Genomic DNA, 25,059 nt, shown 5'->3' with positions numbered 1-25,059 from the left:
TAATAATTTCTTTCCTAACTTTACTCGCTTACAAAACAAAAGTCAATTATTTTTTGTATAGTTTTTTTTGGTAATTATGCAAAAATATGAATACACCAATCATTTTAACTTTTCGATTTCTTTATCCAATATTGAGATCCAATAAAATTTTCTATTTTTTATCTTCGCGATAATCCATTTTGTTGTATTCCATGCTAACTCATATTCTTCTTTTGTAACATCACCAATTTTATAGGCATCCTCTAACTCGTCTTCATCCAGTACATAGATCTCACCGTTCGGTAACAATACTACATCTAAATATAAATCATCAAAATAAGGTAAACCACGCTCGTCTATTTTATATTCTTTCGTCACGTCGATATAATATTGCAGTAATTGTTTTTGATTGTCTAACATAGCTGTAATTGCAAAGTTTTCCCCGTTTATAAAATATTGCATCCATGTATACCCATCACCTGCAATGCAAAGCTGCTTACCATTGTATTCTTTATAACTAGGTTCTCTCACTTTTTTTATGTCCAGTATTCCTAACATTCCATCCTCTACTTGCTTAACCCTATAATCCTTCTCTATTAGTCGCTTCCACGAAGAACCGTCACCATATTTACGTTTCATTACGTCCGCTCCTCTTCTATATATAGAAAAGCCCCCACATATTATGTGAGAGCTTGTTCATATTATAATTAAGCTGCTTGACCCTTTTCAGATATCTCTTTTAAATAGGCTTGTCCTTTTTCAGCGTCATATTGACCTTCCCACTTAGACATAACTACAGCCGCTAAAGAGTTACCTACAACGTTAACTGCTGTACGAGCCATATCAAGAATACGGTCAATACCTGCAATAAACGCTAAACCTTCAGCTGGAATACCTACTGTACCAAGTGTTGCTAATAATACAACGAATGATACGCCCGGTACACCCGCGATACCTTTTGATGTAACCATTAATACAAGTAATAACGTAATTTGTTGTGTAATGGATAATTCAATACCGTACATTTGCGCTAAGAAAATTGCCGCAATTGCTTGATATAAAGTTGATCCATCTAAGTTAAATGAATAACCTGTTGGAATAACGAAAGATGTAATTGCTTTCGGACAACCGAATTTCTCCATTTTCTCCATAATTTTCGGTAAAACCGTTTCTGAACTTGCTGTAGAATACGCTAAGATCAGCTCGTCTTTTAAAATCTTAAAGAATTGGAAAATGTTTATTCCAAATATTTTCGCTGTAAGTCCTAATACAACTACAACGAAGAAGATCATTGCTCCGTATACTACAATGAGTAATTTCCCTAATGGAATTAATGAAGCTAATCCGAATGTAGAAACTGTAACACCAATTAATGCGAATACACCAAATGGTGCAAACTTCATAACTTGGTTCGTTACATAAAACATTGCATCTGCTACACCTTGGAAAAATTGTAGAACTGGTTTACCACGCTCACCAATTGCTGCTACACCTAAACCAAATAATACTGAGAAGAAGATAATAGCAAGCATATCACCTTCAGCTAATGATTTCATAATGTTCGTCGGAACAATATTTACAAACGTATCCGCGAACGAATGACTTTGTACTTGCTCTGTCGTATGTGTATATTTAGAAATATCTGTTTTTGTTAACTTATCCATATCAACGCCTTTTCCAGGTTGGAAAATGTTTGCTATTAATAAACCAACAACAATTGCAAGTGTTGTAATAATTTCAAAGTAAATAATTGTTTTTCCGCCTAGTCGACCTAACTTTTTAATATCGCCAACACCAGCAACCCCAACAACAATACTCGCTACAACAATCGGTACAACAATCATCTTAATTAATCGGATGAAGATATCACCAATTGGTTGTAAGTACTTCACCACTTCCGGATTGCCAAAGAAAATCGCCCCAACTGTAATACCAAGCGCAAGTCCTATTAAAATTTGCCATGCAAGTCCTATTCTTTTCATACTTGTGGTAACCCCCTCTTCGATGTGTCACTCTATCTCTCATTCTATCTCTATAAAACATGAAATTAAGAGTATTACATATTATTCGACAATTCACTACATTTTGTCCCTGTTAAAAATCATAAATCAAAATTTAAAATCTGACAACAAAATAAGTTTGCACGAATGCAAATAATTTTCTTGACAAAAACAAACTCCATGTCAGAAAACCTCACATGAAATCGATTCCTTACTAGTGATTGATAGGTTTTTAAAATACTGTTTCATTATGGAAAACTCCATCATTTCCCATGTTTTTTAAAAAAAATATAGAAATTGATATCTTTTTCTATACATTCAAGAATTTTAAATTTATGACAAACACTACGAAAAGATACTAAATTCCGACAAAACTTAGCAAAATTATAAAATTTTCTTTACATTATGATTACAACGATAGACACTCTTCTTCTTATGATATATAACATTCATAGGGAAAGGAGCAAGACAACCATGAAAAAGAAATTTGCAGCATTTAGTGTTTTAGCAGCTGGAACGATTTTCGTTTCCCCGTTACTTTCACCCGTATACGCTGAAACGAATGAGAATAAATTATCTAATATTCAATCCGAATTAGAAGGCAAACAAAATGACTTACAAAATAAATCAGCTGAGAAAGAACAAATAGAAAAAGAAATCCAGGAATTACAAAAGAAAATCGACGAATTAACTACTTCTATTAATAAAAACGAAGCTGAATTAAACGATACAAAAAAAGAAATTAGCAACACACAGCAAGTTATTACTGAAAAAAAGAAACATATAGAGCAATTACAAACGAACATAGATACACGGCAGGAAGTTATTAAACAACGACTACAATCTATGCAAGAAAAGCCTCGTACGAGTATCATTACAGAAGTAATAACAAGTTCTGCAAATATTGCCGATCTTGTTGATAATATGTATTCTGTAAGTTTAATTTTAAATAACGATACAGATATTGTAAAAAAGCAAACAAGTGATCAGAATGCTGTGACGACAGAAAAAGAAGCTGTTGAGAAAAAAGAGCAACAATTGAAAGAATCCGAGCAAAAATTAGTACAAAAACAACAAGAGTTACAAAGTAATCAACAACAGCAACAAACTCTTATTAAAGATCTACATACGAAAGTATCAAAAGTAGATTCCGAGATTGAAGGATTAGAAGAGTCACAAGGTATTTTAGAAAACCAGCGTCAAGCTGTTCAAAAAGCAATTGAAGAAGAAAAACGTGCGGAAGAAGCTCGGAAAGCTGAAGAGGCACGCAAGGCTGAGGAAGCAAAAAAACAAGCCGCCGCTTCTGCTAAAGAAAGCACACAATCCGCACCAACACCGCAAGATACGAACAAAGGTGGATTTATTAAGCCCGCCGCTGGCTCAAAAACTTCTGGATTCGGCGCACGTTCTTTAGATAACCATAAAGGAATCGATATCGCAGCTTCGGGAACAGTTCCAATTATTGCCGCTGCAGATGGCGTTGTTATCCGTTCAGAATTATCCTCTAGTTACGGAAACGTTGTTTACTTATCTCACCGTGTTAACGGAAAAACATATACGACAGTGTATGCACATATGAATAGCCGCTCTGTATCCAATGGACAAACTGTGAAACAAGGCGATCAACTTGGCTTTATGGGAAATACCGGTCAATCTTACGGACAACATTTACACTTCGAACTTCATATTGGGGAATGGAATGTTGGTAAGACAAACGCAGTTGATCCGTCTCCTTATATCGGATTATAAAAAACTCGGTGCATACCGAGTTTTTTTTACTACTTCACACTTTTTAGGCGTTTTACATAAACTACAACTAAATGCCTATATTTTGCGGGGTGATAAATATGAATACACAATTACAAGAAGAAATAGAAGAAGCTAGAGAAACATACATTGGCCGGCTATTTACATTCGGCGGCTCAGCGTTATTTTTAATTGGATCATTTATCGCAGTTGTCACAGCTTATAAAGCATATAATCGCTTATTAAATACTTCTACAACACAATAAAAAGACGGAGAATCCACATCTCCGTCTTTTTATTATGCAAACATTTTAAATACACCTATCGCATTTAAAAATACGATAATTACAGTTACCGGAATAACATAACGAAGCAAGAAGAACCAAATATTAAACAATGTTTTCCCTTTCGTTTCCGTAACTTCTAATTCTTTCATTAATAGCTCTTTACTCATTTTATTTGGTACAAATAACGAAATGGCTAGTACTCCGAGTGGCAGTAATACATTACTTACCGAAAAATCGACGAAATCAAAGAATGTCTTACCAAATATTTTCACATCACTCATAATTCCAAACGATAACGCTGATGGGATTCCAACTGCAAAAATAAGAATACCAATTAATAACGAAGCTGACGGACGCTTCTTCTCATTATCTTTCGCAACAGATGCTACTACAATTTCAAGCATTGAAATCGCAGATGTTAAAGTCGCAAAGAAGAATAAAACTAAAAACATAATGAAGAAAAATTGTCCAAATGGAATTTTCGCAAAGACAGCAGGAAGAACGATAAACAGTAGCCCTGGTCCTTCTGTCGGTTTAACTCCTAATGCGAAAATCGCCGGAAAAATCGCTAATCCTGCAAGTACTGTAACAAATACAGTTAAACTTACAATAGATGTTGCTGATTTAGCTAAATGCTCTTCTTTCTTTAAATACGAACTATACGTTACCATTACCGAGGCACCTACCGTTAGTGAGAAGAAAGATTGTCCCATCGCATATAAAATCGTATCTGCTGTAAGCTTTGAAAAATCTGGTTTTAAGAAGAACTCTACCCCAGCCATAGCACCATCAAGTGTTAACGCACGAATAATGATAGCAATAAATAAAATGAATAATAGCGGCATCATGTACTTACTCGCCTTTTCTATGCCTTTTTCCACACCTTTACTAACAACAAAAATGGTACAAAGCATAAAAATGAATTGCGCCCCAATCGCACTTACTGGATTTGCAATTGTTTCAGCAAACAATTGCCCATAATCGACTACTCCGTTCCAGAAACTACCTGTGACACTATAGTATAAATAAAGTAAAATCCATCCACCTACAACACTATAAAAAGATAGTACGCTAAAACAAGTAACAACCCCCATACGACCAATCCAAGGATATAACTTGCTATTTGGTACTAATACTTTATAAGCTGTAACTGCCTCTTTTTGAGTACTACGGCCAATAACAAATTCAGCTACAAGAAGAGGCATACCAATAAATAAAGTTAATAGTAAGAATACAAGGAAGAACGCGCCTCCCCCTCCATTACCTGCAACATATGGAAACTTCCATATTGCCCCAAGACCTACTGCGGCTCCCGCTGCTGCGAGTACAAAGCCTATTTTCGACGTCCATTGCTGTGTTTCTTTCATTATAATTTCTCCTTTTCTGAATATTTAAACTTTTACCAATTATACACTTTCATTTCATACTCGCACACCTCCTTTAGAAAATAAAAAAGTCCCCTACACGCAAATATGCATGTAGAGGACGATATATGTAATATAAATACCGTGGTACCACCTCAATTGGATTGATAAATCCCACTTGTTCAAGTACAGGAAAATTCCGATACTCTATCCTTTTAACGGCGGAACCCGGGTTGCCTACTGCAATGTTCAGCATACCTCTCGCAAGCCCATTCTGTATATTTTATCGTACCGGGCTCACACCTTACCCCAGCTCTCTGAACGCATCAAATATACGTACTCTTCTTGCTCATCGATTTCATCTATTGAAGTTACTTGTGATTATAAATTATATTCTTATAGTTGTAAAGCACAATTTATTCATTATCCTATATGAACCTTTCTCTCTAATTCTTGTAAAAACAATTCTCTTTTTTCTCCATTTAGAACATATACTGACTTTAATACTTCTTGTAATAGTATATTTCTCTGCCGCTTATCTACTTGTAATTCTTTCACTTTTATTCTTACTTCATATAAAAAATTAAGATACGCTTCATATGTCTCATCATATTTATTTGCGATATCGTCACGAATTTTTTTCGCCAATTTCGGGCTTGCTCCTCCTGTAGAAACAGCTACATTAAGCAAACCACGATGAAACGCCGCCGGAAAATGAACATTTCCACTTTCCGGATTCGTAATAACATTTACCAATTGATTTACCGAGACATCTTCAGCAATTTGTTCATTTAGTACCGAATCACTAGTCGCTGCAACTACTAAAAAAGCATCTTTAATATCACTTTTCTCATACTCTCTTTGATACCAACGAATTTGCTTTTCTTCTACAAGTTTCACTAAATTTGCATCTAATTCTGTACTTACCACAACTATATCCGCACCTTGTTTTAGTAAAGGAATAATTTTAAACCCCGCTACTTTCCCTCCACCAATGACAACAACACGTTTCTTATCAACTCGCACTGTAAGTGGATACATATTGATCTCCCTTCAATATTTCCTCTGTTTTCTGAATTAACATCTCTCGAAACGCTACATTCTTTCCTAAATAGGGACTTATTTTTATCTCTTCCGACTCATATTGACGCACTTCTTTCTCAACATGTTTCATGAGTAAGCCTGTAAATAATAAGTAAGGTAACACAACAATGTTCCGTTCTTTTTGTTCTACAATTTCTTTCAACCTCTCATCAAACTTCGGCTCCGCGGCTGCTAAATAACAAACTTCCACCTCTTTAATGTTCTCTTCTTTTTGAAATAAAGAAGAAATCCACTTTATGTCTTGTAAAGTTTCCGGATCACTACTCCCTCTTGCAACGAGCAAAAGTGTTACTTCTTCTTTATAGTCTTTAATACCACTTCCGTTATATACCGCTTTTACAAGCACTTCTGATACACCAAATGGATTACCATACACTATTTTGATATCCGGATATTCCTCGTTTAACTTTCGTAATTCAAACGGAATATCTTTCTTTACATGTCCTGCCGCTAATAAAAAAACAGGAATAGCGACAATCTCTGTAGCACCACGCTTCACACATGTACGAAATCCTTCTTCAATAGAAGGATTCGCTAGCTCTAAAAAACAAATTTCTTGAATATTTGCCTCTACACGGTTCATACATGACGTAATAAATGCAACCGCTTCTTCTTTTGCTGCTTTCAAACGGCTTCCATGACATATATATATAACAGCCTTCATTTTACAATACTCCGCTTACTTGATATGCATTTTCCGTTTGTTTTTCAAACCAATGTATCTTTTCTCTAAAACGGACAACTTCTCCAATAACAATCATACTTGGATTTTGAATTCGTTCTTTTTTGGCAACATCTACAATTGTTCCTAACGTCGCTGTAACAGTACGCTGCATAGATGTCGTTCCCCACTCAATGATAGCGGCAGGTGTACTTTGATCTTTTCCATGTTTTATTAGTTGTTCACATATGTAAGGTAAATTACTAACCCCCATATAGACCGCTAATGTATCTACACCTTTCACTAAACTTTCCCACTTCACTTCCTCTTCAGCCCCTTCTTTCCGGTGCCCTGTCACAACAGCAAAACTTGCACTTGCATCGCGATGCGTTACTGGAATTCCAGCATAAGCAGGAGCAGCTATACCAGCTGAAATACCAGGAATAATTTCAAATGGGATACTTTGCTTCGCTAACGCTTCAGCTTCTTCTCCACCTCTTCCAAATACAAATGGATCTCCGCCCTTAAGTCTCGTTACAACTTTTCCTTTTTTCGCATATTTAATAAGAAATGTGTTAATTGTCTCTTGCTTCATCGTGTGATAATTTGGGAGTTTCCCGCAATAAATTAAATCCGCTTCAGGCTTTGCATGAGAAAGCAATTCTTTATTTACGAGACGGTCGTACAATATAACATCAGCCTTCTCGATGCATCTCAACCCTTTAACAGTAATTAAATCCGGATCACCAGGACCCGCCCCGACGATATAAACCTTCCCCATAATCTCTCCTCATTTCTACTATAAAATGAAACTTCCACTCTTAATCACGAATGGAAGTTACTATTATTTCGTATTACATGTTCTCTACTCATGAATAACAAATGCCGCCCCTTTTCGAATCTTCTTTTTTTCAAACAAAGAAATCTCTTTCACTTCTGGTAACGGTAAAAAATGTTTTTCAAGCTCAATTTCCGCAAGCTTAAATGCCTGTTCTTCACTCTGAGCAACGACAACAATTGGAACAATACTATTTACTAATACAGCTTCAAATCGATATAAGTCCATATTGCCCCCTCCTAAGATGCTATTACTTCTTCTAATACACGATTTAGTACAATTTGTAATTCTTCCACTCCAACACGTCCTACGAAATCATAAAACGTTTCGGCTAGTAATTTATTCTTTTGGAAATAACTTAAAAAGGACACGAGAACATCCGGCAAATCTTCTCCATCTATTTTCCCTTTTAACTTTTCGTTATATGCTCCTCCGTCTAATAGTGTTCCGCCCACATATATTTCAAACGCCTCAACGATTCCCTTTTCCTTCGTTTTCAGTTTTATCCCTTGCAAACCAATATCAGCAATTTGACGTTGACCACATGAGTTCGGGCATCCTACCATATGAATTCGAACTGGAACATCGAGTGCAATTTGTGTATCTAAGTACTCTGCGATTTTGCGTAATCTTTCTTTCGTTTCTACTAACGCAAGATTGCAATACTCAATGCCAGTACATGAAACCGCATGACCGATAAACGATTTCGGATTTGCTGAAATTGCTTCAAACAACGGTTCACTTAATAATCCTGCAACATTTTCTGGCGGAACATTCGGAATAATGAAGTTTTGAGAGTTACAAGTTCGAATTTGCCCGTTTCCATATTTCTTTGCAATTCTTGCAATCTCAAACATTTCCTCTGCGTGTAAACGCCCTACTGGTACATTAAAGCCGACATACTTTAATCCTGCTTGTTTTTGATCTTGAACGCCATAAAAGTATCCTGCATTCCAGCCTTTGAGAGCACTTTCCCCTTTACTTTGCAATGGGCCTGTGTATTCTACTAGTTTCTCTTTAAATTTCTCAGCGCCCCAGTCAGCGACAAGAAATTTCAAACGTGCTAAGTGGCGTTTTTCACGATATCCAAAATCACGGAATATAGTAGCAATTGCAATCGACACTGCCTTCACTTCTTCTGGTAAAACGAATACATCTAATTCTTCCGCTAAGTACGGACGAGCTGATAATCCTCCGCCTATTTTTATATGAAACCCAACCTTTTCCTCACCATTTATTTCTTTCGTAGCAGGTGTAAACGCCACACAGTTAATCTCTGCATTTGCTGAATTATAAATGTTAGAACTAATAGACATTTTGAATTTACGTGGTAGATTAGAAAACTCTTCATTATGTTGGAAGTAATCGTATATTTCTTTAACAATCGATGTTGTATCAAATAGTTCATTCGCATCAATTCCAGCAAGTGGATTTCCTGTGATATTACGCGTAATATCACCGCATGCCCCCGCTGAAGATAAACCAACTCTAACTAACCTCTTAAAAATATCCGGAATTTGCCCAATTTCTAACCAATGAAACTGAATCGCCTGTCTTGTCGTAATATCTAACACATCACGCCCATAATCTTCAGCAATGGAAGCCAGCACCTCTGCCTGCGCATTTGTAATAATTCCAGAAGGAATGTTGACACGCATCATAAAATAGCCCGCTTCTTTTGGCCTTTGCAAATACAATCCTGCCCATTTAAAAGCGTCCCACTCTTCTTTCGGAATAGATTCAAATCCATTCTCCGCATAGTAAGGAATATCATTAAAGATTTCTAATCCATCTTTTTCTAATTTCTTTTTCTCGGACGGATTCAATTTTTCATTATTAGCCCACACTTTTTCATAACTCATCTTTTATCCCCCTATATAAAACTACGCTCTTGTAAGTATTTCACGATTTGTTCTGCACATTCTTCAATAGAATACTTGTGCGTTTCTACAATTAATTCTGCTTGTTTTGGTTCCTCATACGGTGAATCAACACCAGTAAACTCTTTAATATCACCTTGTCTCGCTTTTTTGTATAACCCTTTTGGATCACGTTTTTCACACTCTTCAATTGGACATTTTACAAACACTTCTATAAACTCATCTGCCGCTAATAAATCCCTAACTTGTTTTCGATCTACTTGAAATGGTGAAATGAACGCTGTAAGAACAACAGTACCTTGATCTACAAATAGCTTCGCCACTTCGCCAATACGTCTTATATTTTCCATACGATCACTTTCAGAAAAACCTAAGTCTTTATTTAAACCGTGCCGAATATTATCCCCATCTAGCACATAATTTCCTATATTCTTTTCAAATAGTTTACGAGCAACCGCATTCGCTACTGTAGATTTACCCGAAGCTGATAAACCAGTAAACCAAACTACAAAACTGTGATGCCCATTCTTCACTCTTCTCTCATCTTTTGAAACAGAAGCTGTATGCCAAGTAATATTCGTATCCATCTTATTCTCTCCCTATTCTGTTACTACTTCTTTTTTCAAACCTTTAATTAGCACTTCCACTACTTCTTTACGACTAAATGTACTTGGCGGAATCTCACCATTCCTTAACATTTCTCGTACTTTCGTACCCGATAAGATGACACGGTCTTCTTTTCCATGCGGACATGTTTTCGTTGAAGCCATTGCTTCACATTTCGTGCAGTAAAAACTATGTTCAAAAAATAACGGCGTAATCCCTAACTCTTCTACTGTAAAATTCGTAAAGATTTCCTGCGCTTCATATGTTCCGTAATAGTCCCCTACCCCAGCATGATCACGCCCTACAATAAAGTGGGTACAACCAAAGTTCTTTCTTACTAGTGCATGAAATATCGCTTCCCTTGGTCCTGCATAACGCATTGCTGCAGGAAATACACCTAAAAAGACACGATCTTTCGGATAATAGTTTTGAAGTAATACTTCATAGCTTTCCATCCTTACATCAGCAGGAATATCATCTGACTTCGTTTCCCCAACGAGCGGATTTAAAAAGAGACCATCTACAATTTCAAGGGCAGATTTTTGAATATACTCATGGGCACGATGTACTGGGTTTCTCGTTTGAAATCCAACTACTGTTTTCCAACCGCGTTTTTTAAATTCTTCTCTCGTTTCAATTGGATCTAAATGATAAGAAGGAAATGGATTATTCCCAAAACGTTTTGTAAGAATAATAGCTCCTCCAACGTAAACGTTTGGTCGTTCATATAATTTCTTTACTCCTGGATGAGCTTCATCCGTCGTTTTATATACAAGTAACGCTTCTTTTTCTTTATCAGGTACAAAAATATCTTCTATTTGAATAACACCATATACATTTCCATCGTTAACAAGTTTTACTTCCTCTCCAGCTTTCAGTCCCTCTGCTACTTCCTCTGTTACCGGCAATGTAATTGGTATACTCCATACGCTACCATTTGCTAAACGAAGCGTTTCTACTACTGAATCATAATCTCTCTTCCCTAAAAATCCTGTAAGAGGGCTATATCCTCCTGTCGCCAAAAGTTCTAAATCACTAAGTGCAATTTTGTCTATCTCGATTTCCTTTACAATGTTCGATATTTCATATGTTTCATCAATGCGGTTTACTAATTCATTTGTTGTACTCATCTTCTTATATCCCTTCTTAGCTTTATTTCAAAATCTATCTCATTGAAAGTGAAGGCCACATTCCGTCTTCATTTTCCCAGCCCATCTTCCATCTCTTGAGTTGCCACCATCACCTACAGGTAATGTACATTTCTCACACCCAATACTCGGATAGCCAACATCATGCAATGGGTTATACGGCAAACTATGTTTATATACATATCGCCAAACTTCTTTCCAAGTCCAATGAATGAGTGGACAAACTTTAATAGATTGAAAACGACGATCTTGATTTATAAACTGTGTATGCTTACGCGTTTCTGATTGTTCCCTTCTTAAGCCTGATATCCACGCTTTTTCCGCTGCTAATGATTTTTCTAACGGTAAAATTTTTCTAATACTACAGCAAAGATTCGGATTACTTTCCCATAACTTCTCTCCATGAAGCTTCGCTTGTTCATCGAGTGTAAGTTCTGGCTGTTTTTCTATAATATTTAATGAAGGAAATTTCTCGCGTACCTTCTTAATTAATTCGTATGTTTCTTGAAAATGAACATTTGTATCCAAAAATACAACTTTAGCAGATGGATTTACTTGGTTTATAAGATGCAATAAAACCATTCCCTCCACCCCAAAGCTACATGCATATACAATTTCATCTTTATATTCGTTATAAGCCCAACTTAATACTGATAGCGCGCCTTTCGTTTCATCTTCTTCAGAAAATGAAACACTATTTTCTTTCCACGTTTCGTACGTCAACATGTTTTTTCCCCCTGTAAAAGCAAAAAGACGGCTTTAACCTATTAAAAATAGATTAAAACCGCCTCTAGTTTTTCTAGTCAGCGCTTTTTACTTTAAACGAACCTTTTCACTTTTTTCTAATTGAATCACTTTTCCATCTTGCACAACAATTGTAATGGAACCATATTTCATATCAGCAAGCATCGCTTGAATTTTCTCAGATACTTCATCAAAATGCTCCCGTACGCTCACGCAAACAGCCCCCCTTTTTATTCATAAAAAAAATCTTTCCCATTTCGAAAAGACTGTTCGGTAATATATTTTACCTTATCTTTCAAAATGGATTCCATTTTGCTGGATTTAGCACCTTGCTTTCTATAAGCAGGTTGCCGAGCTTCGTAGGGCCAGTTCCCTCAGCTTCTCTTGATAAGCTTTGTATTTGTATTTTATCACAATTCTGATTTTTTTCAATCCTAGTTTTCCGATATATTTAATTATTTTTATTTTTTTAAAAGGAGCTGCCTTTACTAGACAACTCCTTCTTTCTCATTCACACCAGCTCTTTAATACGTATGCGATCGTTCCCAATGATATTTTCATATGTTTCACGTTCTACGACAATTTGTGACGTCCCGCCTTTTGCAAAGACGACAGCTGGTCTACGAATACGATTATAATTATTCGCCATCGAGTACCCATATGCCCCCGTGCAAGAAATTGCTAGTAAATCAGAAGAAGCAACTTGCGGTAAGTTAATATCCCAAATCAGCATATCTCCACTTTCACAGCATTTCCCAGCAATCGAAACGAGTTCCTCATTCTCATCATTCCCTCGATTCGCCAACATCGCCTCATAACGGGCTCCGTATAGCGCTGGTCTTAAATTATCTGTCATTCCACCATCGACTGAAACATATTTCCGAATGCCAGGAATCTCTTTCACCGCTCCGACTGTATAAAGTGTTGTTCCAGCATCACCTACAATACTACGACCTGGTTCAATCCATATTTCTGGAAGCGGATATTCACATAATGTAAATTGTTCTCTTATCGTACTTGTTACAGCGTGCACATACGTTTCAAGTGTTAACGGTGTATCTGAATCCGTATAACGTATACCGAAACCTCCGCCCACATTTAATACTTTCATCACATAATGTGTTCGCTCTCTCACTTCTTCTAAAAATTGGCGGAGTACTTCAATTGCTCGAACAAATCCAGCCGTTTCAAATATTTGTGATCCGATGTGCGAGTGAATTCCTAGCACATTATAATTTGATTTTTGCAAGGCAAGCTCAATTGCTTGCATCGCTTGACCATTTGAAACACCAAATCCAAATTTCGAATCCTCTTGACCTGTTGTTATATATTCGTGTGTATGTGCCTCTACTCCAGGCGTTACACGGATTAATATGTTCACAAATTTCCCATGTTGCATTGCTAAATCATGTAAAATTTCTAATTCTAAGAAATTATCTACTACAAAACAACCGATATTCGCCTGAAGAGCCATAATCATTTCTTCTTCTGTTTTATTATTTCCGTGAAAATGAATACGCGATGCCGGAAAACCAGCTTGGAGCGCAGTATATAATTCTCCTCCAGAAACAACATCTAAAGACATATTCTCTTCACGAGCTACTCGGCACATCTCCATGCACAAGAACGCCTTGCTTGCATATGCTACTTGATAAGAGAAACCACTTTCTTTAAAAGCACGATGAAACGCGCGGCACTTTCCTCGAATAGACTCTTCATCGTATACATAAAGTGGTGTTCCGTATTGTTTTGCTAGCTGCGTCGTATCGCACCCACCAATTTCTAAGTGTCCTTGCCCATTGATTCGGCTTGTGCCGTGTAAATACATTTGAATTCCTCCCTTATTTCCTCTAAAACTCATAACCCCAATCTTCTATTCATTGCAGCACGCTTTTAGATAGACAAAAAACGCGCGGAACAATGTTCACACGCGTTTCTTATTAGGAAAAATATATATTGAAAAAATAAACGAGTTGTTATCTCCTCAAAATAAGAAACCGCATCAACATCTCCAAATAGCTCTTCATAAAATAAATCTTATGACAGTACTACATTTATTCAATGCAGTCCCAATATATGAATAAGATGGTTATTCTTATATTTCGGCAATAGTCCCTTTCAACCTATGATCACAGATTCCATTAAATCTCCCATAGCTTACTCTTTCCTATCGCGGCCTCTACCTTTGAGAGTAGATGAGGTAAGTCTATTTAATTTTCAAACATCTAATTGTTGCTATTAACAATACCAAAGGACCATTTTATTTGTCAAACAATTTTTTATATTGTTTTTTTACAGTTTAATTTCGTATCATTTGGTAAGCGCTTTACTGAAACCTTTGTCACTTCCCATTCGCCCTCTTCGTTATTAAATGTAATCGTTACCTTCTCAAATGGTGGAACAATTTTCCCACCAACCTGTTCATACTTCGTTACTTCAATACTCGCTTGAAATAAATATGTACCACTATACACTTTTTTTAAACTAATAATTTTAGGACATTGATAAGGCTTCAAGCTCCCATATTGTTTTTCAATTGACTTATTTATTTTTGGAAATAAAACAGAATAAAGGGCATCTTCCATAAGGGGTGCATCATATTGTGCTACCGACACACTCGGTGAAGCAAAAAGTATAACACTACTGCATACTATAAAATATAATAATTTTCGCATTATAACCTCCGTTTTATTACTCGATTCTTTTTGCGCACGATAATTATCATACATAGAAACTCCGTTTTATTGTCTCCCACTGCCCTTTTTCTACTCAATTATTATAAAAAAGCCCACAACTCTCTTTTATTTTCGTATAATGATACTCATAGTATAATAAACATAATAACAAAGGACTGTTCGTATATATAAAATGAGGCGCTAATCAAACCGGCTCACAAGAACCGTCATGCTTTTAGGAGAGGAGTATATTATGCTACAAAATCTGTTTCCAAAACTGCGATTTGCACTAGTTGCAGTCGTTTTATTATGGATAAAAACATATATTGTGTACAAGCTAGCATTTGATATTAGAATTGATAACTTCTTTGAAGAGTTTATGCTTTTTATTAACCCACTAGCTTCGTTACTTTTATTTTTTGGTTTCGCTTTACTTGCATCTAAGTACCGAAACCGAATTATTATTGTAATTAGTTTTATACTGTCATTTATTTTATTTGGAAATGCAATGTTTTACGGATTCTATAACGATTTTGTTACTTTCCCTGTTTTATTCCAAACAAATAATATGGCTGACTTAGGGACGAGTATAAAAGAACTCTTTACGTATAAAACATTACTTTTATTTGCAGACGCAATTATTTTAATGTTTATTTCGCGTAAATTTCCATCATTTGGTGATAAAACACCCCTTTCTCGCTCTGAGAAGCGAACTTTCTTTAGCGGTGTAACAGTATTATTAGCACTACAAATTGTTGTTTCAGTTATATATAAACCACAAATGTTCTCACGCTCGTTTGATCGTCAAACTGTCGTGAAAAATTTAGGGTTATACACATATCATCTATTTGATATTACACTTCAATCTAAGTCTTCAGCTGAGCGTGTATTTGCAAGTGGAGACGGGTTCTCTGAAATTAAAAACTATACAGACTCAAAAGATAAACAAGTTGATAAAAACTTATTTGGAGCTGCAAAGGGTAAAAATGTAATTTTAATTTCAATGGAATCTACACAAAGTTTTGTTATTAATAAAAAAATAAATGGAAAAGAGATTACTCCATTTTTAAATGAGTTTATTAAAGATAGTTTTTATTTCGATAACTTCTATCATCAAACGGGACAAGGTAAAACTTCTGATGCTGAATTTATCGTTGAAAATTCCCTTTATCCGTTAGACCGTGGTTCTGTATTCTTTACTCATGCAACAAATGAATACACTGCCACACCAGAACAATTAAAGAAATACGGATATTCTTCTGCTGTCTTCCATTCAAACGATAAAACGTTTTGGAATCGTGACGTAATGTATCCTGCGCTTGGATATGATCGTTACTTTAATTTAAATGATTACGTAGGAACGGAACAAATGTCTGTCGGTTGGGGATTAAAAGATAAAGAGTTCTTTGAGCAATCTATTCCAAAGTTAAAATCTTTACCACAACCGTTCTATACAAAATTTATTACGTTAACAAACCATTTTCCATTTCTTCTAAATCCAGAAGATCAATATGTTGATGAATTTAATTCCGAAAGTGGTGTTTTAAATCGCTACTTCCCAACCGTTCGTTACACGGATGAAGCTCTTAAATTATTTATTAAACAATTGAAAGACGAAGGACTATATGATAATTCCGTTATTGTCATTTATGGTGATCATTACGGCATTTCTGAAAACCATAATGCAGCTATGGCTCAGTTCCTTGGGAAAGACGCTATTACACCGTTTGATTCTATGCAATTACAACGCGTCCCTCTCATTATTCATGTGCCTGGCCAAGAAGGAAAAGTCATCTCTAAAGTATCTGGTCAAATTGATATTAAACCAACGTTACTTCATTTACTTGGTATTAAAACAAATCAATCCGTAGAATTTGGAACAGACTTATTTACGAAAGAAAAAGACCCTCTTATGGTAATGCGGGACGGCAGTTTTGTTTCGGAAGATTATGTTTATACAAAAAATATGTGCTATAAAAGAAGCACAGGTGAAGAAGCTGATTTAACACTATGTCAGCCTTATATTGAAAAAGCAAAAACAGAATTAAAATTATCCGACAAACTCATTTATGGAGATTTATTAAGATTTGATCCTAACAATCGATATAAAACCGGAACGATAACAACGAAATTTGAATAGTGTGGGAAGCAACTTCACAAAAGTTGCTTCCTTTTTTTACTTATTTTTCAAATTTCTCTTCTATACAATCTTTCACAAATTGGGAATTTTTTTCGTATGAGAAAGAAATTTATGGTATGATAAAATAAGTAAACTTTCATACACTAATTAAGAATTTATAACAGAAAGCAAGGGATCAGATTTTGTATAGAGCAGCTATTCCAAACTTATTTACGCTCGGGAATTTATATAGCGGATTTTTGTCAATCGGCTATGCATCTTTAGGATATTATAAATCAGCTGCTATTTTAGTACTGATCGGGATGATGTTAGATAGTCTTGATGGTCGTGTCGCTCGTTTATTACGCGTTGATTCACAAATGGGAAAAGAGCTTGATTCACTCGCGGATGTTGTAACATTTGGCGCAGCACCTGCTGTTTTAATGTATTACACATCTTTTTCCAACTACGGAATCATTGGACTATACATAGCGGGATTATTCCCTCTGTTCGGAGCATATCGCTTAGCACGATTTAATGTAACACCATCTTCTACTTCTATGAAATATTTCACTGGAGTTCCGATTACCGCAGCAGGAGGGCTTGTTGCTTTCTTAACATTATTTTCACATACCATTCCAAAAATCGTTCTCATTACCGTATTTGTAACGTTCGCATTTTTAATGGTGAGCCGTGTTCGTATCCCAAGTTTAAAAGATGTACCAATTCCACGATATAGCATAATTATTACACTATTTTTAGTTGGAATTATTATCACAATGTACCAAACAAGTTTTGGCAACATTTCTGTTTTCTTATTCATTGCTATTCCACTATACATTTTGTATATGTTATCTCAATTTATTAGACAAAGACCTTCTAAAAAAGCGAATAAAGAAAAATAAAAAAACCTTCCGTATTTCGGAAGGTTTCTTTTTTATTTTGTAACTAATACTTTTTGATTTACAGGTGTTACAGGTTCTTCACCATTTAATACAGCTAAAATATTTCTTACTGCCATTTCAGCCATTGCATCACGTGTTTCGAATGTTGCATTTCCTACGTGAGGAGCAAGCACCACATTCTTTAATCCTTTTAGCTCTTCTGTAATTTTCGGTTCAAATTCAAACACGTCAAGAGCTGCACCTTCAATTTCATTTGTTTTTAGTGCATGAGCAAGTGCAAATTCATGCATAATTGGTCCACGTGAAGCATTTACAATATATGCTGTTTTCTTCATCATTTTAAACTGTTCTTCATCAATCATATGATGTAATTTCGGATTATAAGCACAGTTAATTGTAATAAAGTCCGCTGTTTGTAATAATTCTTCCAACGTTACGTATGTCGCTTCCAGTTCACTTTCAGCTTCAGGCTTTCGATTTGGTCCTGTATATAAAACATTCATTCCAAATGCTCTCGCACGCTTTGCAACTGCCTTCCCAATTTCTCCGAGGCCAATGATTCCAATTGTCTTACCGTGCACTTCACGACCCAAGAAAAATAATGGTGCCCAGCCGTTAAATCCAGTTGTACGACATAAGGTATCCCCTTCAGGAATTCTACGTGCCGCTGCTAAAAGCAGTGCAAACGTTAATTCTGCTGTTGCCTCTGTAGATACTTTCGGCGTATTTGTAACAGCAATACCCTTTTCTCCAGCATATGTGTAATCAATATTATCGTAACCAGCACCATAATTTGCGATAATTTTCAAGTTTGGTGCTGCGTCAATAACCTCTTTCGATACCTTCGTAGAAAGTAAGCTTAAAAGTGCATCTTTATCTTTTACACGTTCTGCTAACTCTTCTACACTAATTAATTCTTCTTTATTGTACATTTCTACATCATGATTTTTCAATAATTCTAATCCGATTTCTGGAATTTTCCCTGCTACTAATATTTTCGCCACTACTAACACCTCTTCTATACAAAATATGATATCTCTTATATTTCATTGTAAGAAATCTACATATAAAAACCAAGGAATTTGATTATAGTTTTGAAAATCGACACTTTTCCATAAAAAAAGAGGAGATGCAACTCTCCCCTCTTTTTACGCTTTTTCTTGCGATTCTTTCCCAAGCTTCGCATCGATTGTTCCTTCTGCAACTGTATCGCTAATTTGTTCCTCAATAACTGAATTAGCAGTATTATTTGTTTCAGAAGTATAGGCTTGACCTGCCGCTTGTACATTTTGTTTATTTTGTTGTTTCGCCATTTTTTATCCTCCTTTTCATTCTTTCTTATTTTGAACAAAAAGGGTGATTTTCATCAAAAAATCGTGTTTCATTTTGAAATTATTCCTTCTTCTTCAAGCAATCTCATCGTTCTTACTCGTTTCGTAAATGTAGCTATGTGAGAAATATCATGATTGCGTAATGTCTTTATATTCTCTTCCACATACTTTCCTAAATCATTCGGATAATGGGCATCTGAGGATAGAGTAATCGGAATTCCATGCTTAGCTAATACTTGTAAATAAAGCGGACTTGGGCACATTTCGCGCACAGGATATCGATAGTACAATCCCGCATTTATTTCTGTTGCTGTATTTGTTTCCACTAACGCACGAGCAATTTCCTTATAATAAGAAAGCTGTTCATTCTCATCCAATCGATAATTAAATACTTTTATGTTATCGAGGTGAGCTATAATATCAAAAAGCTCGGAACGAACAGCACTTTCAACTGTAGCGAAAAACGTGTGATATAAAGTATGTAACTCATGCGTACCAAAATACTCTTTCGTATCTGGATTATCAAATCCCCATCCATCTATAAAATGGACCGAACCGATTACATAATCAAAGTCTCCTAATGCTAGTAAACCTTTTAACTCTTGTTCACCCCCGATAAAATAATCCGCTTCAATTCCAAGTTTGAGCGTTATCCCTCGTTTACTCCATCGCTCTTTTGCCTCTTCAATCGCCTTTGTAAAATCATAAATAGACGTTACTCTTACTTGATCTAACCATTCTTTTTGCAGGCGACCAAGCTTAGAATCACTAATATCTACATACTTTTCATAATATCCTTTCGCTTCATGAAAACGATATAAATGATCGACAATACCAACTTCTTTTATACCTTTTCGCACAGCTTCTTCTAAATATAAATCAATCCATTTCGCTGTAAATGGACCTTCCTTCACACGTCTTTGCAGGCGTTCTTGTGTTTTCATAAGCCATTCCATAGAATGTTTTTCTTCTTTAAGCGGTTCAAAATATTGTAGCGCATCATTTATTTTAGCTAGCCACCCTATTGAATATGGCCCTTCTTCTAAATGAATGTGATAGTCCACTTTCATCCATATTCCCCCTTATAATGTATCTATTTCTCTTCTGTCCCCTACTCGCGAAAGCTTTCCATTTCTTTCTTTCACTTCTTGCATGACATCTTCTAATGGAATATTTTTTTCGGCTAATAGAACAAAACAGTGATAGAACACATCAACCATTTCTTTTACTATTTCTTCTTTATCATTATTTTTAGACGCAATAATTACTTCGGTGCACTCCTCACCAATTTTCTTTAAAATTTTATCTTCACCTTTTGCAAATAAATAATTCGTATATGATTCAGAGAGTGGATTTTTCTTTCGTTCTTCAATTGTTTCAAATAATAACTTAAGGATATCTTCCATATATATCCCCCTATATAATTTTGTAGTGAAAACACGTTTTTTCTCCCGTATGGCAAGCAGGCCCTACTTGCTTTACGACAACAACGATTGCATCTTGATCACAGTCTAAATAAAGTGATTGCACATATTGGATATTTCCCGATGTACCTCCTTTATTCCATAACGATTGTCTCGAACGGGAATAAAACCATGTTCTTTTCGTTTCCAGCGTCTTGTCATACGCTTCTTCATTCATATAAGCTAACATTAAAACTTCTTTCGTATCTTCCTCGATAACAACAGCTGGTATCAATCCTTTTGCAAAATTAGGTTTCATAACCGCACCTCAACGTTTGCTTCTCTTAATTTTCTCTTTACATCTTGTACAGTCGCTTCACCATAATGAAAGATTGATGCCGCTAATGCTGCATCAACTGTTGTCTTTTGAAATACTTCTATAATGTGATCCACATGACCACATCCACCTGATGCGATTACTGGAACAGAAACGCTGTTTGAAATTGCTTCAGTTAAACGAAGATCATATCCGTTTTTCGTTCCATCTGCATCCATACTCGTCAACAAAATTTCTCCTGCTCCGAGCTGGGCAACGCGTCTCGCCCATTCGATTGCATCCATTCCCGTATTAAGTCTTCCGCCATTTACGTATACATTCCATTTATCTTCTGCTACTTTTCTAGCATCGATTGCTACGACAATACATTGTGAGCCAAAATGTTCCGCACCTTCCTGGATTAACTTCGGATTTCTCACTGCCGCTGAGTTTATTGAAACTTTATCTGCTCCAGCTCTTAGTAAATTGTACATATCTTTAACACTTGAAATCCCCCCGCCAACTGTAAGAGGAATAAACACCTTTGAGGCTGTTTGTTCTACAACATCTATAATCGTTTTTCGCCCTTCATGCGTCGCAGTAATGTCTAAAAATACGATTTCATCTGCTCCCGCATCATTATATAATGCGGCTATTTCAACAGGATTACCGACGTCTTGTAACCCTATAAAATTCACACCCTTTACTACCCGCCCTTCTTTCACATCTAGACATGGAATAATTCGTTTTGCTAACATAGTTTTGTTACCTGTAACACTTTTTCTAAATCAATCGTTTTCTCGTAAAGTGCCTTCCCAATAATGACGCCATATATGTTCATATCATTTAATCTTTTCACATCTTGAATAGATGCGACACCTCCAGATGCAATCACACGAATACCCACGCTTTTTTGCAGTAACTCTAATTGCTCAAAATTTGGTCCTGCAAGTGTCCCATCTTTTGAAATGTCCGTAAACACAATCGTTTGAACACCTACACTTTCCATTTGCTTAGCTAAATCGATGTACGAAATTTCAGACACATCTAACCAGCCCCTCGTTGCTACGAAACCATTTTTCGCATCAATTCCAACTATGATTTGCTCCTTATATAGACGAACCGCTTCTTCTAAAAATGATTTATCGTAAAGGGCAGCCGTTCCTAATATCACTTTTTCTACACCTACTGACAACAACTTCTCCACTGCCGCGAGTGACCGAACTCCTCCTCCAATTTGCACTGGAATACGTACCGCCTTGCATATTTTTTCAATGACAGGTAAATTTACTGACTCCCCAACAATTGCTCCATCTAAATCAACAACGTGTAGTATTTTCGCTCCAAGTTTTTCAAATATGATTGCTTGTGCGACTGGATCTTCATTCATCACCGTTTCTTTACTAAACTCTCCTTGATAAAGCCTGACGCATCGTCCTTCTTTTACATCGATAGCTGGGAAGATTTCCATGCTTCTACCACCCCTTTGAAATTTTTTAACATTCGCATCCCAATTTCCCCACTTTTTTCAGGATGAAACTGTGCGCCAAATATATTTTCTTTTGCTACAAAACCAGGTACTTTCACTCCATATTCACTTGCCCCATACACAATTTCATTCGGACAATCTGCATAATAAGAGTGGACATAATATACGAAAGAACCGTCCTCTACTCCATTCCAAAGCGATATTTCTCCTTCTTTTTTTAATTCATTCCACCCCATATGTGGAATTTTATAAGGAACTTTTAACTTTCGAATAACACCTGGCAATAAATTTAATCCGTTACAATTTTGTAGTTCCTCACTTTTCTCAAATAAAAGCTGCATTCCTAAGCAAATACCCAGAAGCGGTTTTCCTAAGCTCCCAACTTCTTTTAGCACACATACTAAATCTTTTTCTTCTAAAACGCCCATCGCTTTCGGAAATGTGCCTACTCCTGGTAAAATAACTCCATCACTTCTCAATATTTCTTTTTTATCATCCGTTATGATGTACTCTGTTCCAATATATTTTAATGCTTGTTCCACACTACGAATATTTCCCATTCCATAATCTATAATTGCAATCAATTACAACATCCCTTTCGTTGAATTTACACCATTAATATTGGCATTTTTATCGACTGCCTCTCTAAGCGCTCGACCGAACGCTTTAAATAAAGCTTCAATTTTGTGATGTGTATTGCTTCCGTATAAAATGCGAGCATGTAACGTAATATTTGCAGCATGAGCAACTGCTCTAAAAAATTCTTCCGTTAATTCTGTGTCAAAATCCCCTAGCTTCGGATTTGTTAATTCACCTTGAAATACAATATATGAGCGCCCGCTTATATCAATCGCGACAAATCCTAAAGATTCATCCATCGGTACATACGCTGAGCCGTAACGGTTAATCCCCTCTTTATTTTGCAATGATTCTTTCAAGCAAGTTCCGAGTACAATTCCAACATCTTCAACCGTATGATGAGCATCAACGAATACATCACCTTCAGCTTCAATTTGCAAACCAAATCTTCCGTGTCTAGCAAATAAAGTTAGCATATGATCAAAAAATCCAACTCCCGTTTGCACAGAAACATTCGTACTTTCATCAAGTTGCAAACTTAATTTAATTTTTGTTTCCGTCGTCTCACGTACTTGACTAGACTCGCGCATTATTCTTCCTCCTTAAACCTAATTTGGATTGCTCTTGCGTGTGCATGTAAACCTTCTTTATTTGCAAGTTCTACAATATGATGCTGTACACTTCTTAACGCTTCTTCCGTATACGAAACGAAGCTTGATTTTTTTACGAAATCATCGACGGATAACGGAGAAAAAAATCTTGCCGTTCCACTTGTCGGTAATACGTGATTCGGCCCCGCCAAATAATCTCCGAGCGGTTCAGGTGCATATGGGCCAAGAAAAATTGATCCAGCATGCTTTACATAAGCTAGAGCATTCATTGGCTCTTTTATGTGTAACTCTAAATGTTCTGGAGCGATTTCATTTGATAATTGAAACGCCTCTTCTAAAGAAGGGACAATAAAAATTGCTCCATTTCTTTTTATGGATTCACGAGCGATTTCACTTCTAGGCAACGTCTCTAGCTGCCTTTCTATTTCTCTTTCTACTTCTTTAGCAAGCTTTATATTTGTTGTAATACAAATAGCTGTTGCCCTCTCGTCATGTTCTGCCTGTGATAATAAATCAGCAGCAATATATTCGGCATTTCCTGTTTCATCTGCGATAACTACAATTTCTGATGGTCCAGCAATCATATCGATATTGACTATCCCATATACTTCTCGCTTCGCTAGCGCGACATATAAATTCCCTGGTCCAACTATTTTATCTACTTTAGGAATCGATTCCGTTCCATATGCTAGAGCAGCAATTACTTGAGCACCACCGGCCATATATATTTCATCTACACCTGCAAGACTTGCAGCAGCTAAAATATGCGGATCAATTCCTCCTTGCTTCGGCGGTGTTACCATTACAATTTTTTTCACTCCTGCGAGTTTTGCTGGCAATACATTCATTAATACTGATGAAGGATACGAAGCAGTCCCGCCCGGCACATATACACCTACATTTTCTAACGGACGAATAAGCTGCCCTCTAATTACCCCTTCACTCACGCAATCAAACATAGATTGTCTTTTTTGCTTTTCGTGATACGAGATAATATTTTTCTTCGCCTCTTTTAACGCTTCTAAAAAAGCTTGTTCTACAAACTTACTTGCTTGTTTTATTTCTTCCTCATTTACACGAAAATCTTTTGTCTCTACACCATCAAACTTTTTTGTATAGAACGATAAAGCCTCATCTTTACTCTCCCTTACGTTTTGAACAATTTCACTTACACTTCTTTGAACAGTTTCTTCTATTATATTAGCGCTTTCTCGTAGCGATTTTATTTTCGATAAAGCCTCTTGGAAATCTTCAAAAACTATCTCCATTTAAAA

Annotated in this window: 28 protein-coding genes, 2 riboswitches and 1 other annotated feature; of the genes, 4 read left to right on the top strand and 24 right to left on the bottom strand. The window is 36.1% G+C overall.

The window, feature by feature from the left end; translation table 11 throughout:
• Positions 1–99: 99 nt before the first annotated feature.
• Together LCF45_RS07305 and gltP are read right to left on the bottom strand one after the other, a co-directional pair.
• A complete protein-coding gene (locus LCF45_RS07305; RefSeq protein ID WP_215585880.1) occupies positions 100–618 on the bottom strand; it encodes a ribonuclease FAU-1 family protein in 519 nt (172 codons plus the stop codon).
• A gap of 68 nt (positions 619–686) precedes the next feature.
• Positions 687–1,961: a glutamate/aspartate:proton symporter GltP gene (gene gltP / locus LCF45_RS07300; RefSeq protein ID WP_098167336.1), complete on the bottom strand. Its 1,275-nt coding sequence runs from the start codon at positions 1,959–1,961 to the stop codon at positions 687–689.
• 492 nt (positions 1,962–2,453) lie between these two features.
• On the opposite strand from gltP, the gene LCF45_RS07295 reads away from it, so the two are divergent.
• A complete protein-coding gene (locus LCF45_RS07295; protein WP_002168808.1) occupies positions 2,454–3,728 on the top strand; it encodes a murein hydrolase activator EnvC family protein in 1,275 nt (424 codons plus the stop codon).
• A gap of 98 nt (positions 3,729–3,826) precedes the next feature.
• A complete protein-coding gene (locus LCF45_RS07290; RefSeq protein WP_003188170.1) occupies positions 3,827–3,991 on the top strand; it encodes a hypothetical protein in 165 nt (54 codons plus the stop codon).
• Positions 3,992–4,023: 32 nt separating this feature from the next.
• On the opposite strand, the gene LCF45_RS07285 is transcribed toward LCF45_RS07290, so the two are convergent.
• The 12 genes from LCF45_RS07285 to LCF45_RS07230 all read right to left on the bottom strand — a co-directional run bounded on the left by LCF45_RS07285 (position 4,024) and on the right by LCF45_RS07230 (position 15,032).
• Complete coding sequence (locus LCF45_RS07285) at positions 4,024–5,379, bottom strand: sodium-dependent transporter (protein WP_002186320.1); 1,356 nt, start codon at positions 5,377–5,379, stop codon at positions 4,024–4,026.
• Between the two features lie 111 nt (positions 5,380–5,490).
• Positions 5,491–5,738: a binding site (T-box leader), on the bottom strand.
• 61 nt (positions 5,739–5,799) lie between these two features.
• Positions 5,800–6,417, bottom strand: coding sequence for an NAD(P)-binding protein (locus LCF45_RS07280; protein ID WP_002186321.1), 618 nt, complete (start codon positions 6,415–6,417; stop codon positions 5,800–5,802).
• The gene (locus LCF45_RS07275) at positions 6,392–7,144 is read right to left on the bottom strand and encodes a sirohydrochlorin chelatase (protein ID WP_002030685.1); all 753 of its coding nucleotides are present in this window, start codon (positions 7,142–7,144) and stop codon (positions 6,392–6,394) included. The genes LCF45_RS07280 and LCF45_RS07275 overlap by 26 nt, the downstream gene beginning before the upstream one ends.
• A 1-nt stretch (position 7,145) precedes the next feature.
• Positions 7,146–7,922, bottom strand: coding sequence for a uroporphyrinogen-III C-methyltransferase (gene cobA / locus LCF45_RS07270; RefSeq protein ID WP_002126317.1), 777 nt, complete (start codon positions 7,920–7,922; stop codon positions 7,146–7,148).
• A gap of 84 nt (positions 7,923–8,006) precedes the next feature.
• Positions 8,007–8,207 carry a DUF3906 family protein gene (locus tag LCF45_RS07265; RefSeq protein WP_000366913.1) on the bottom strand — a complete coding sequence of 67 codons (201 nt, stop codon included), beginning with the start codon at positions 8,205–8,207 and terminating at the stop codon, positions 8,007–8,009.
• A gap of 11 nt (positions 8,208–8,218) precedes the next feature.
• Positions 8,219–9,841 carry a nitrite/sulfite reductase gene (locus tag LCF45_RS07260; RefSeq protein ID WP_002126313.1) on the bottom strand — a complete coding sequence of 541 codons (1,623 nt, stop codon included), beginning with the start codon at positions 9,839–9,841 and terminating at the stop codon, positions 8,219–8,221.
• An 11-nt stretch (positions 9,842–9,852) separates the two neighbouring features.
• On the bottom strand, positions 9,853–10,446 hold the full coding sequence (gene cysC / locus LCF45_RS07255; RefSeq protein WP_002030679.1) for an adenylyl-sulfate kinase: 594 nt from the start codon (positions 10,444–10,446) through the stop codon (positions 9,853–9,855).
• Positions 10,447–10,458: 12 nt separating this feature from the next.
• The gene (gene sat, locus LCF45_RS07250; protein ID WP_002126309.1) at positions 10,459–11,595 is read right to left on the bottom strand and encodes a sulfate adenylyltransferase; all 1,137 of its coding nucleotides are present in this window, start codon (positions 11,593–11,595) and stop codon (positions 10,459–10,461) included.
• A gap of 39 nt (positions 11,596–11,634) precedes the next feature.
• Positions 11,635–12,339, bottom strand: coding sequence for a phosphoadenylyl-sulfate reductase (locus LCF45_RS07245; protein WP_002126308.1), 705 nt, complete (start codon positions 12,337–12,339; stop codon positions 11,635–11,637).
• Between the two features lie 87 nt (positions 12,340–12,426).
• Entirely contained in the window at positions 12,427–12,570 is a 144-nt protein-coding gene (locus LCF45_RS07240) for a YezD family protein (RefSeq protein ID WP_000116159.1), read from the bottom strand.
• Positions 12,571–12,642: 72 nt separating this feature from the next.
• Positions 12,643–12,751: riboswitch (SAM riboswitch) on the bottom strand.
• Positions 12,752–12,868: 117 nt separating this feature from the next.
• Positions 12,869–14,185, bottom strand: coding sequence for a diaminopimelate decarboxylase (gene lysA / locus LCF45_RS07235; protein WP_002126306.1), 1,317 nt, complete (start codon positions 14,183–14,185; stop codon positions 12,869–12,871).
• A gap of 180 nt (positions 14,186–14,365) precedes the next feature.
• Positions 14,366–14,547, bottom strand: a riboswitch (Lysine riboswitch).
• A gap of 89 nt (positions 14,548–14,636) precedes the next feature.
• Positions 14,637–15,032: a DUF3888 domain-containing protein gene (locus LCF45_RS07230; RefSeq protein ID WP_041868037.1), complete on the bottom strand. Its 396-nt coding sequence runs from the start codon at positions 15,030–15,032 to the stop codon at positions 14,637–14,639.
• Between the two features lie 253 nt (positions 15,033–15,285).
• Here LCF45_RS07230 and LCF45_RS07225 point away from each other — a divergent pair, with 253 nt between their 5' ends.
• Together LCF45_RS07225 and pssA are read left to right on the top strand one after the other, a co-directional pair.
• The gene (locus LCF45_RS07225; protein ID WP_147740230.1) at positions 15,286–17,172 is read left to right on the top strand and encodes an LTA synthase family protein; all 1,887 of its coding nucleotides are present in this window, start codon (positions 15,286–15,288) and stop codon (positions 17,170–17,172) included.
• A gap of 182 nt (positions 17,173–17,354) precedes the next feature.
• Positions 17,355–18,056 carry a CDP-diacylglycerol--serine O-phosphatidyltransferase gene (gene pssA / locus LCF45_RS07220; protein ID WP_002011698.1) on the top strand — a complete coding sequence of 234 codons (702 nt, stop codon included), beginning with the start codon at positions 17,355–17,357 and terminating at the stop codon, positions 18,054–18,056.
• 32 nt (positions 18,057–18,088) lie between these two features.
• Here the strand turns inward: pssA and LCF45_RS07215 are convergent, their stop codons facing one another.
• From LCF45_RS07215 to hisD, 10 genes are all read right to left on the bottom strand, one after another.
• Positions 18,089–19,069 (bottom strand): 2-hydroxyacid dehydrogenase family protein, encoded by a 981-nt coding sequence (locus tag LCF45_RS07215; protein ID WP_003188176.1) that lies wholly within the window; start codon positions 19,067–19,069, stop codon positions 18,089–18,091.
• 135 nt (positions 19,070–19,204) lie between these two features.
• The gene (locus LCF45_RS07210; protein ID WP_002193236.1) at positions 19,205–19,369 is read right to left on the bottom strand and encodes a YozQ family protein; all 165 of its coding nucleotides are present in this window, start codon (positions 19,367–19,369) and stop codon (positions 19,205–19,207) included.
• A gap of 68 nt (positions 19,370–19,437) precedes the next feature.
• Positions 19,438–20,457: a histidinol phosphate phosphatase domain-containing protein gene (locus LCF45_RS07205; RefSeq protein ID WP_078203005.1), complete on the bottom strand. Its 1,020-nt coding sequence runs from the start codon at positions 20,455–20,457 to the stop codon at positions 19,438–19,440.
• 12 nt (positions 20,458–20,469) lie between these two features.
• Complete coding sequence (gene hisE / locus LCF45_RS07200; RefSeq protein ID WP_002168814.1) at positions 20,470–20,793, bottom strand: phosphoribosyl-ATP diphosphatase; 324 nt, start codon at positions 20,791–20,793, stop codon at positions 20,470–20,472.
• Positions 20,794–20,803: 10 nt separating this feature from the next.
• On the bottom strand, positions 20,804–21,109 hold the full coding sequence (gene hisI, locus LCF45_RS07195; RefSeq protein WP_016092996.1) for a phosphoribosyl-AMP cyclohydrolase: 306 nt from the start codon (positions 21,107–21,109) through the stop codon (positions 20,804–20,806).
• On the bottom strand, positions 21,106–21,864 hold the full coding sequence (hisF, locus tag LCF45_RS07190) for an imidazole glycerol phosphate synthase subunit HisF (protein WP_078203004.1): 759 nt from the start codon (positions 21,862–21,864) through the stop codon (positions 21,106–21,108). The genes hisI and hisF overlap by 4 nt, the downstream gene beginning before the upstream one ends.
• A complete protein-coding gene (hisA, locus tag LCF45_RS07185) occupies positions 21,858–22,577 on the bottom strand; it encodes a 1-(5-phosphoribosyl)-5-[(5-phosphoribosylamino)methylideneamino]imidazole-4-carboxamide isomerase (RefSeq protein ID WP_002126291.1) in 720 nt (239 codons plus the stop codon). Before hisA ends, hisF begins: the two co-directional genes overlap by 7 nt.
• A complete protein-coding gene (gene hisH, locus LCF45_RS07180; protein WP_078203003.1) occupies positions 22,550–23,179 on the bottom strand; it encodes an imidazole glycerol phosphate synthase subunit HisH in 630 nt (209 codons plus the stop codon). Before hisH ends, hisA begins: the two co-directional genes overlap by 28 nt.
• Positions 23,180–23,764: an imidazoleglycerol-phosphate dehydratase HisB gene (gene hisB / locus LCF45_RS07175; RefSeq protein WP_002030662.1), complete on the bottom strand. Its 585-nt coding sequence runs from the start codon at positions 23,762–23,764 to the stop codon at positions 23,180–23,182.
• The gene (gene hisD, locus LCF45_RS07170; RefSeq protein WP_078203002.1) at positions 23,764–25,053 is read right to left on the bottom strand and encodes a histidinol dehydrogenase; all 1,290 of its coding nucleotides are present in this window, start codon (positions 25,051–25,053) and stop codon (positions 23,764–23,766) included. The genes hisB and hisD overlap by 1 nt, the downstream gene beginning before the upstream one ends.
• Positions 25,054–25,059: the final 6 nt, after the last annotated feature.

Source organism: Bacillus sp. 41-22, assembly GCF_025809295.1.
Taxonomy (GTDB): Bacteria; Bacillota; Bacilli; order Bacillales; family Bacillaceae_G; genus Bacillus_A; species Bacillus_A mycoides.
This window is presented reverse-complemented; position numbering and strand designations above follow the sequence as displayed.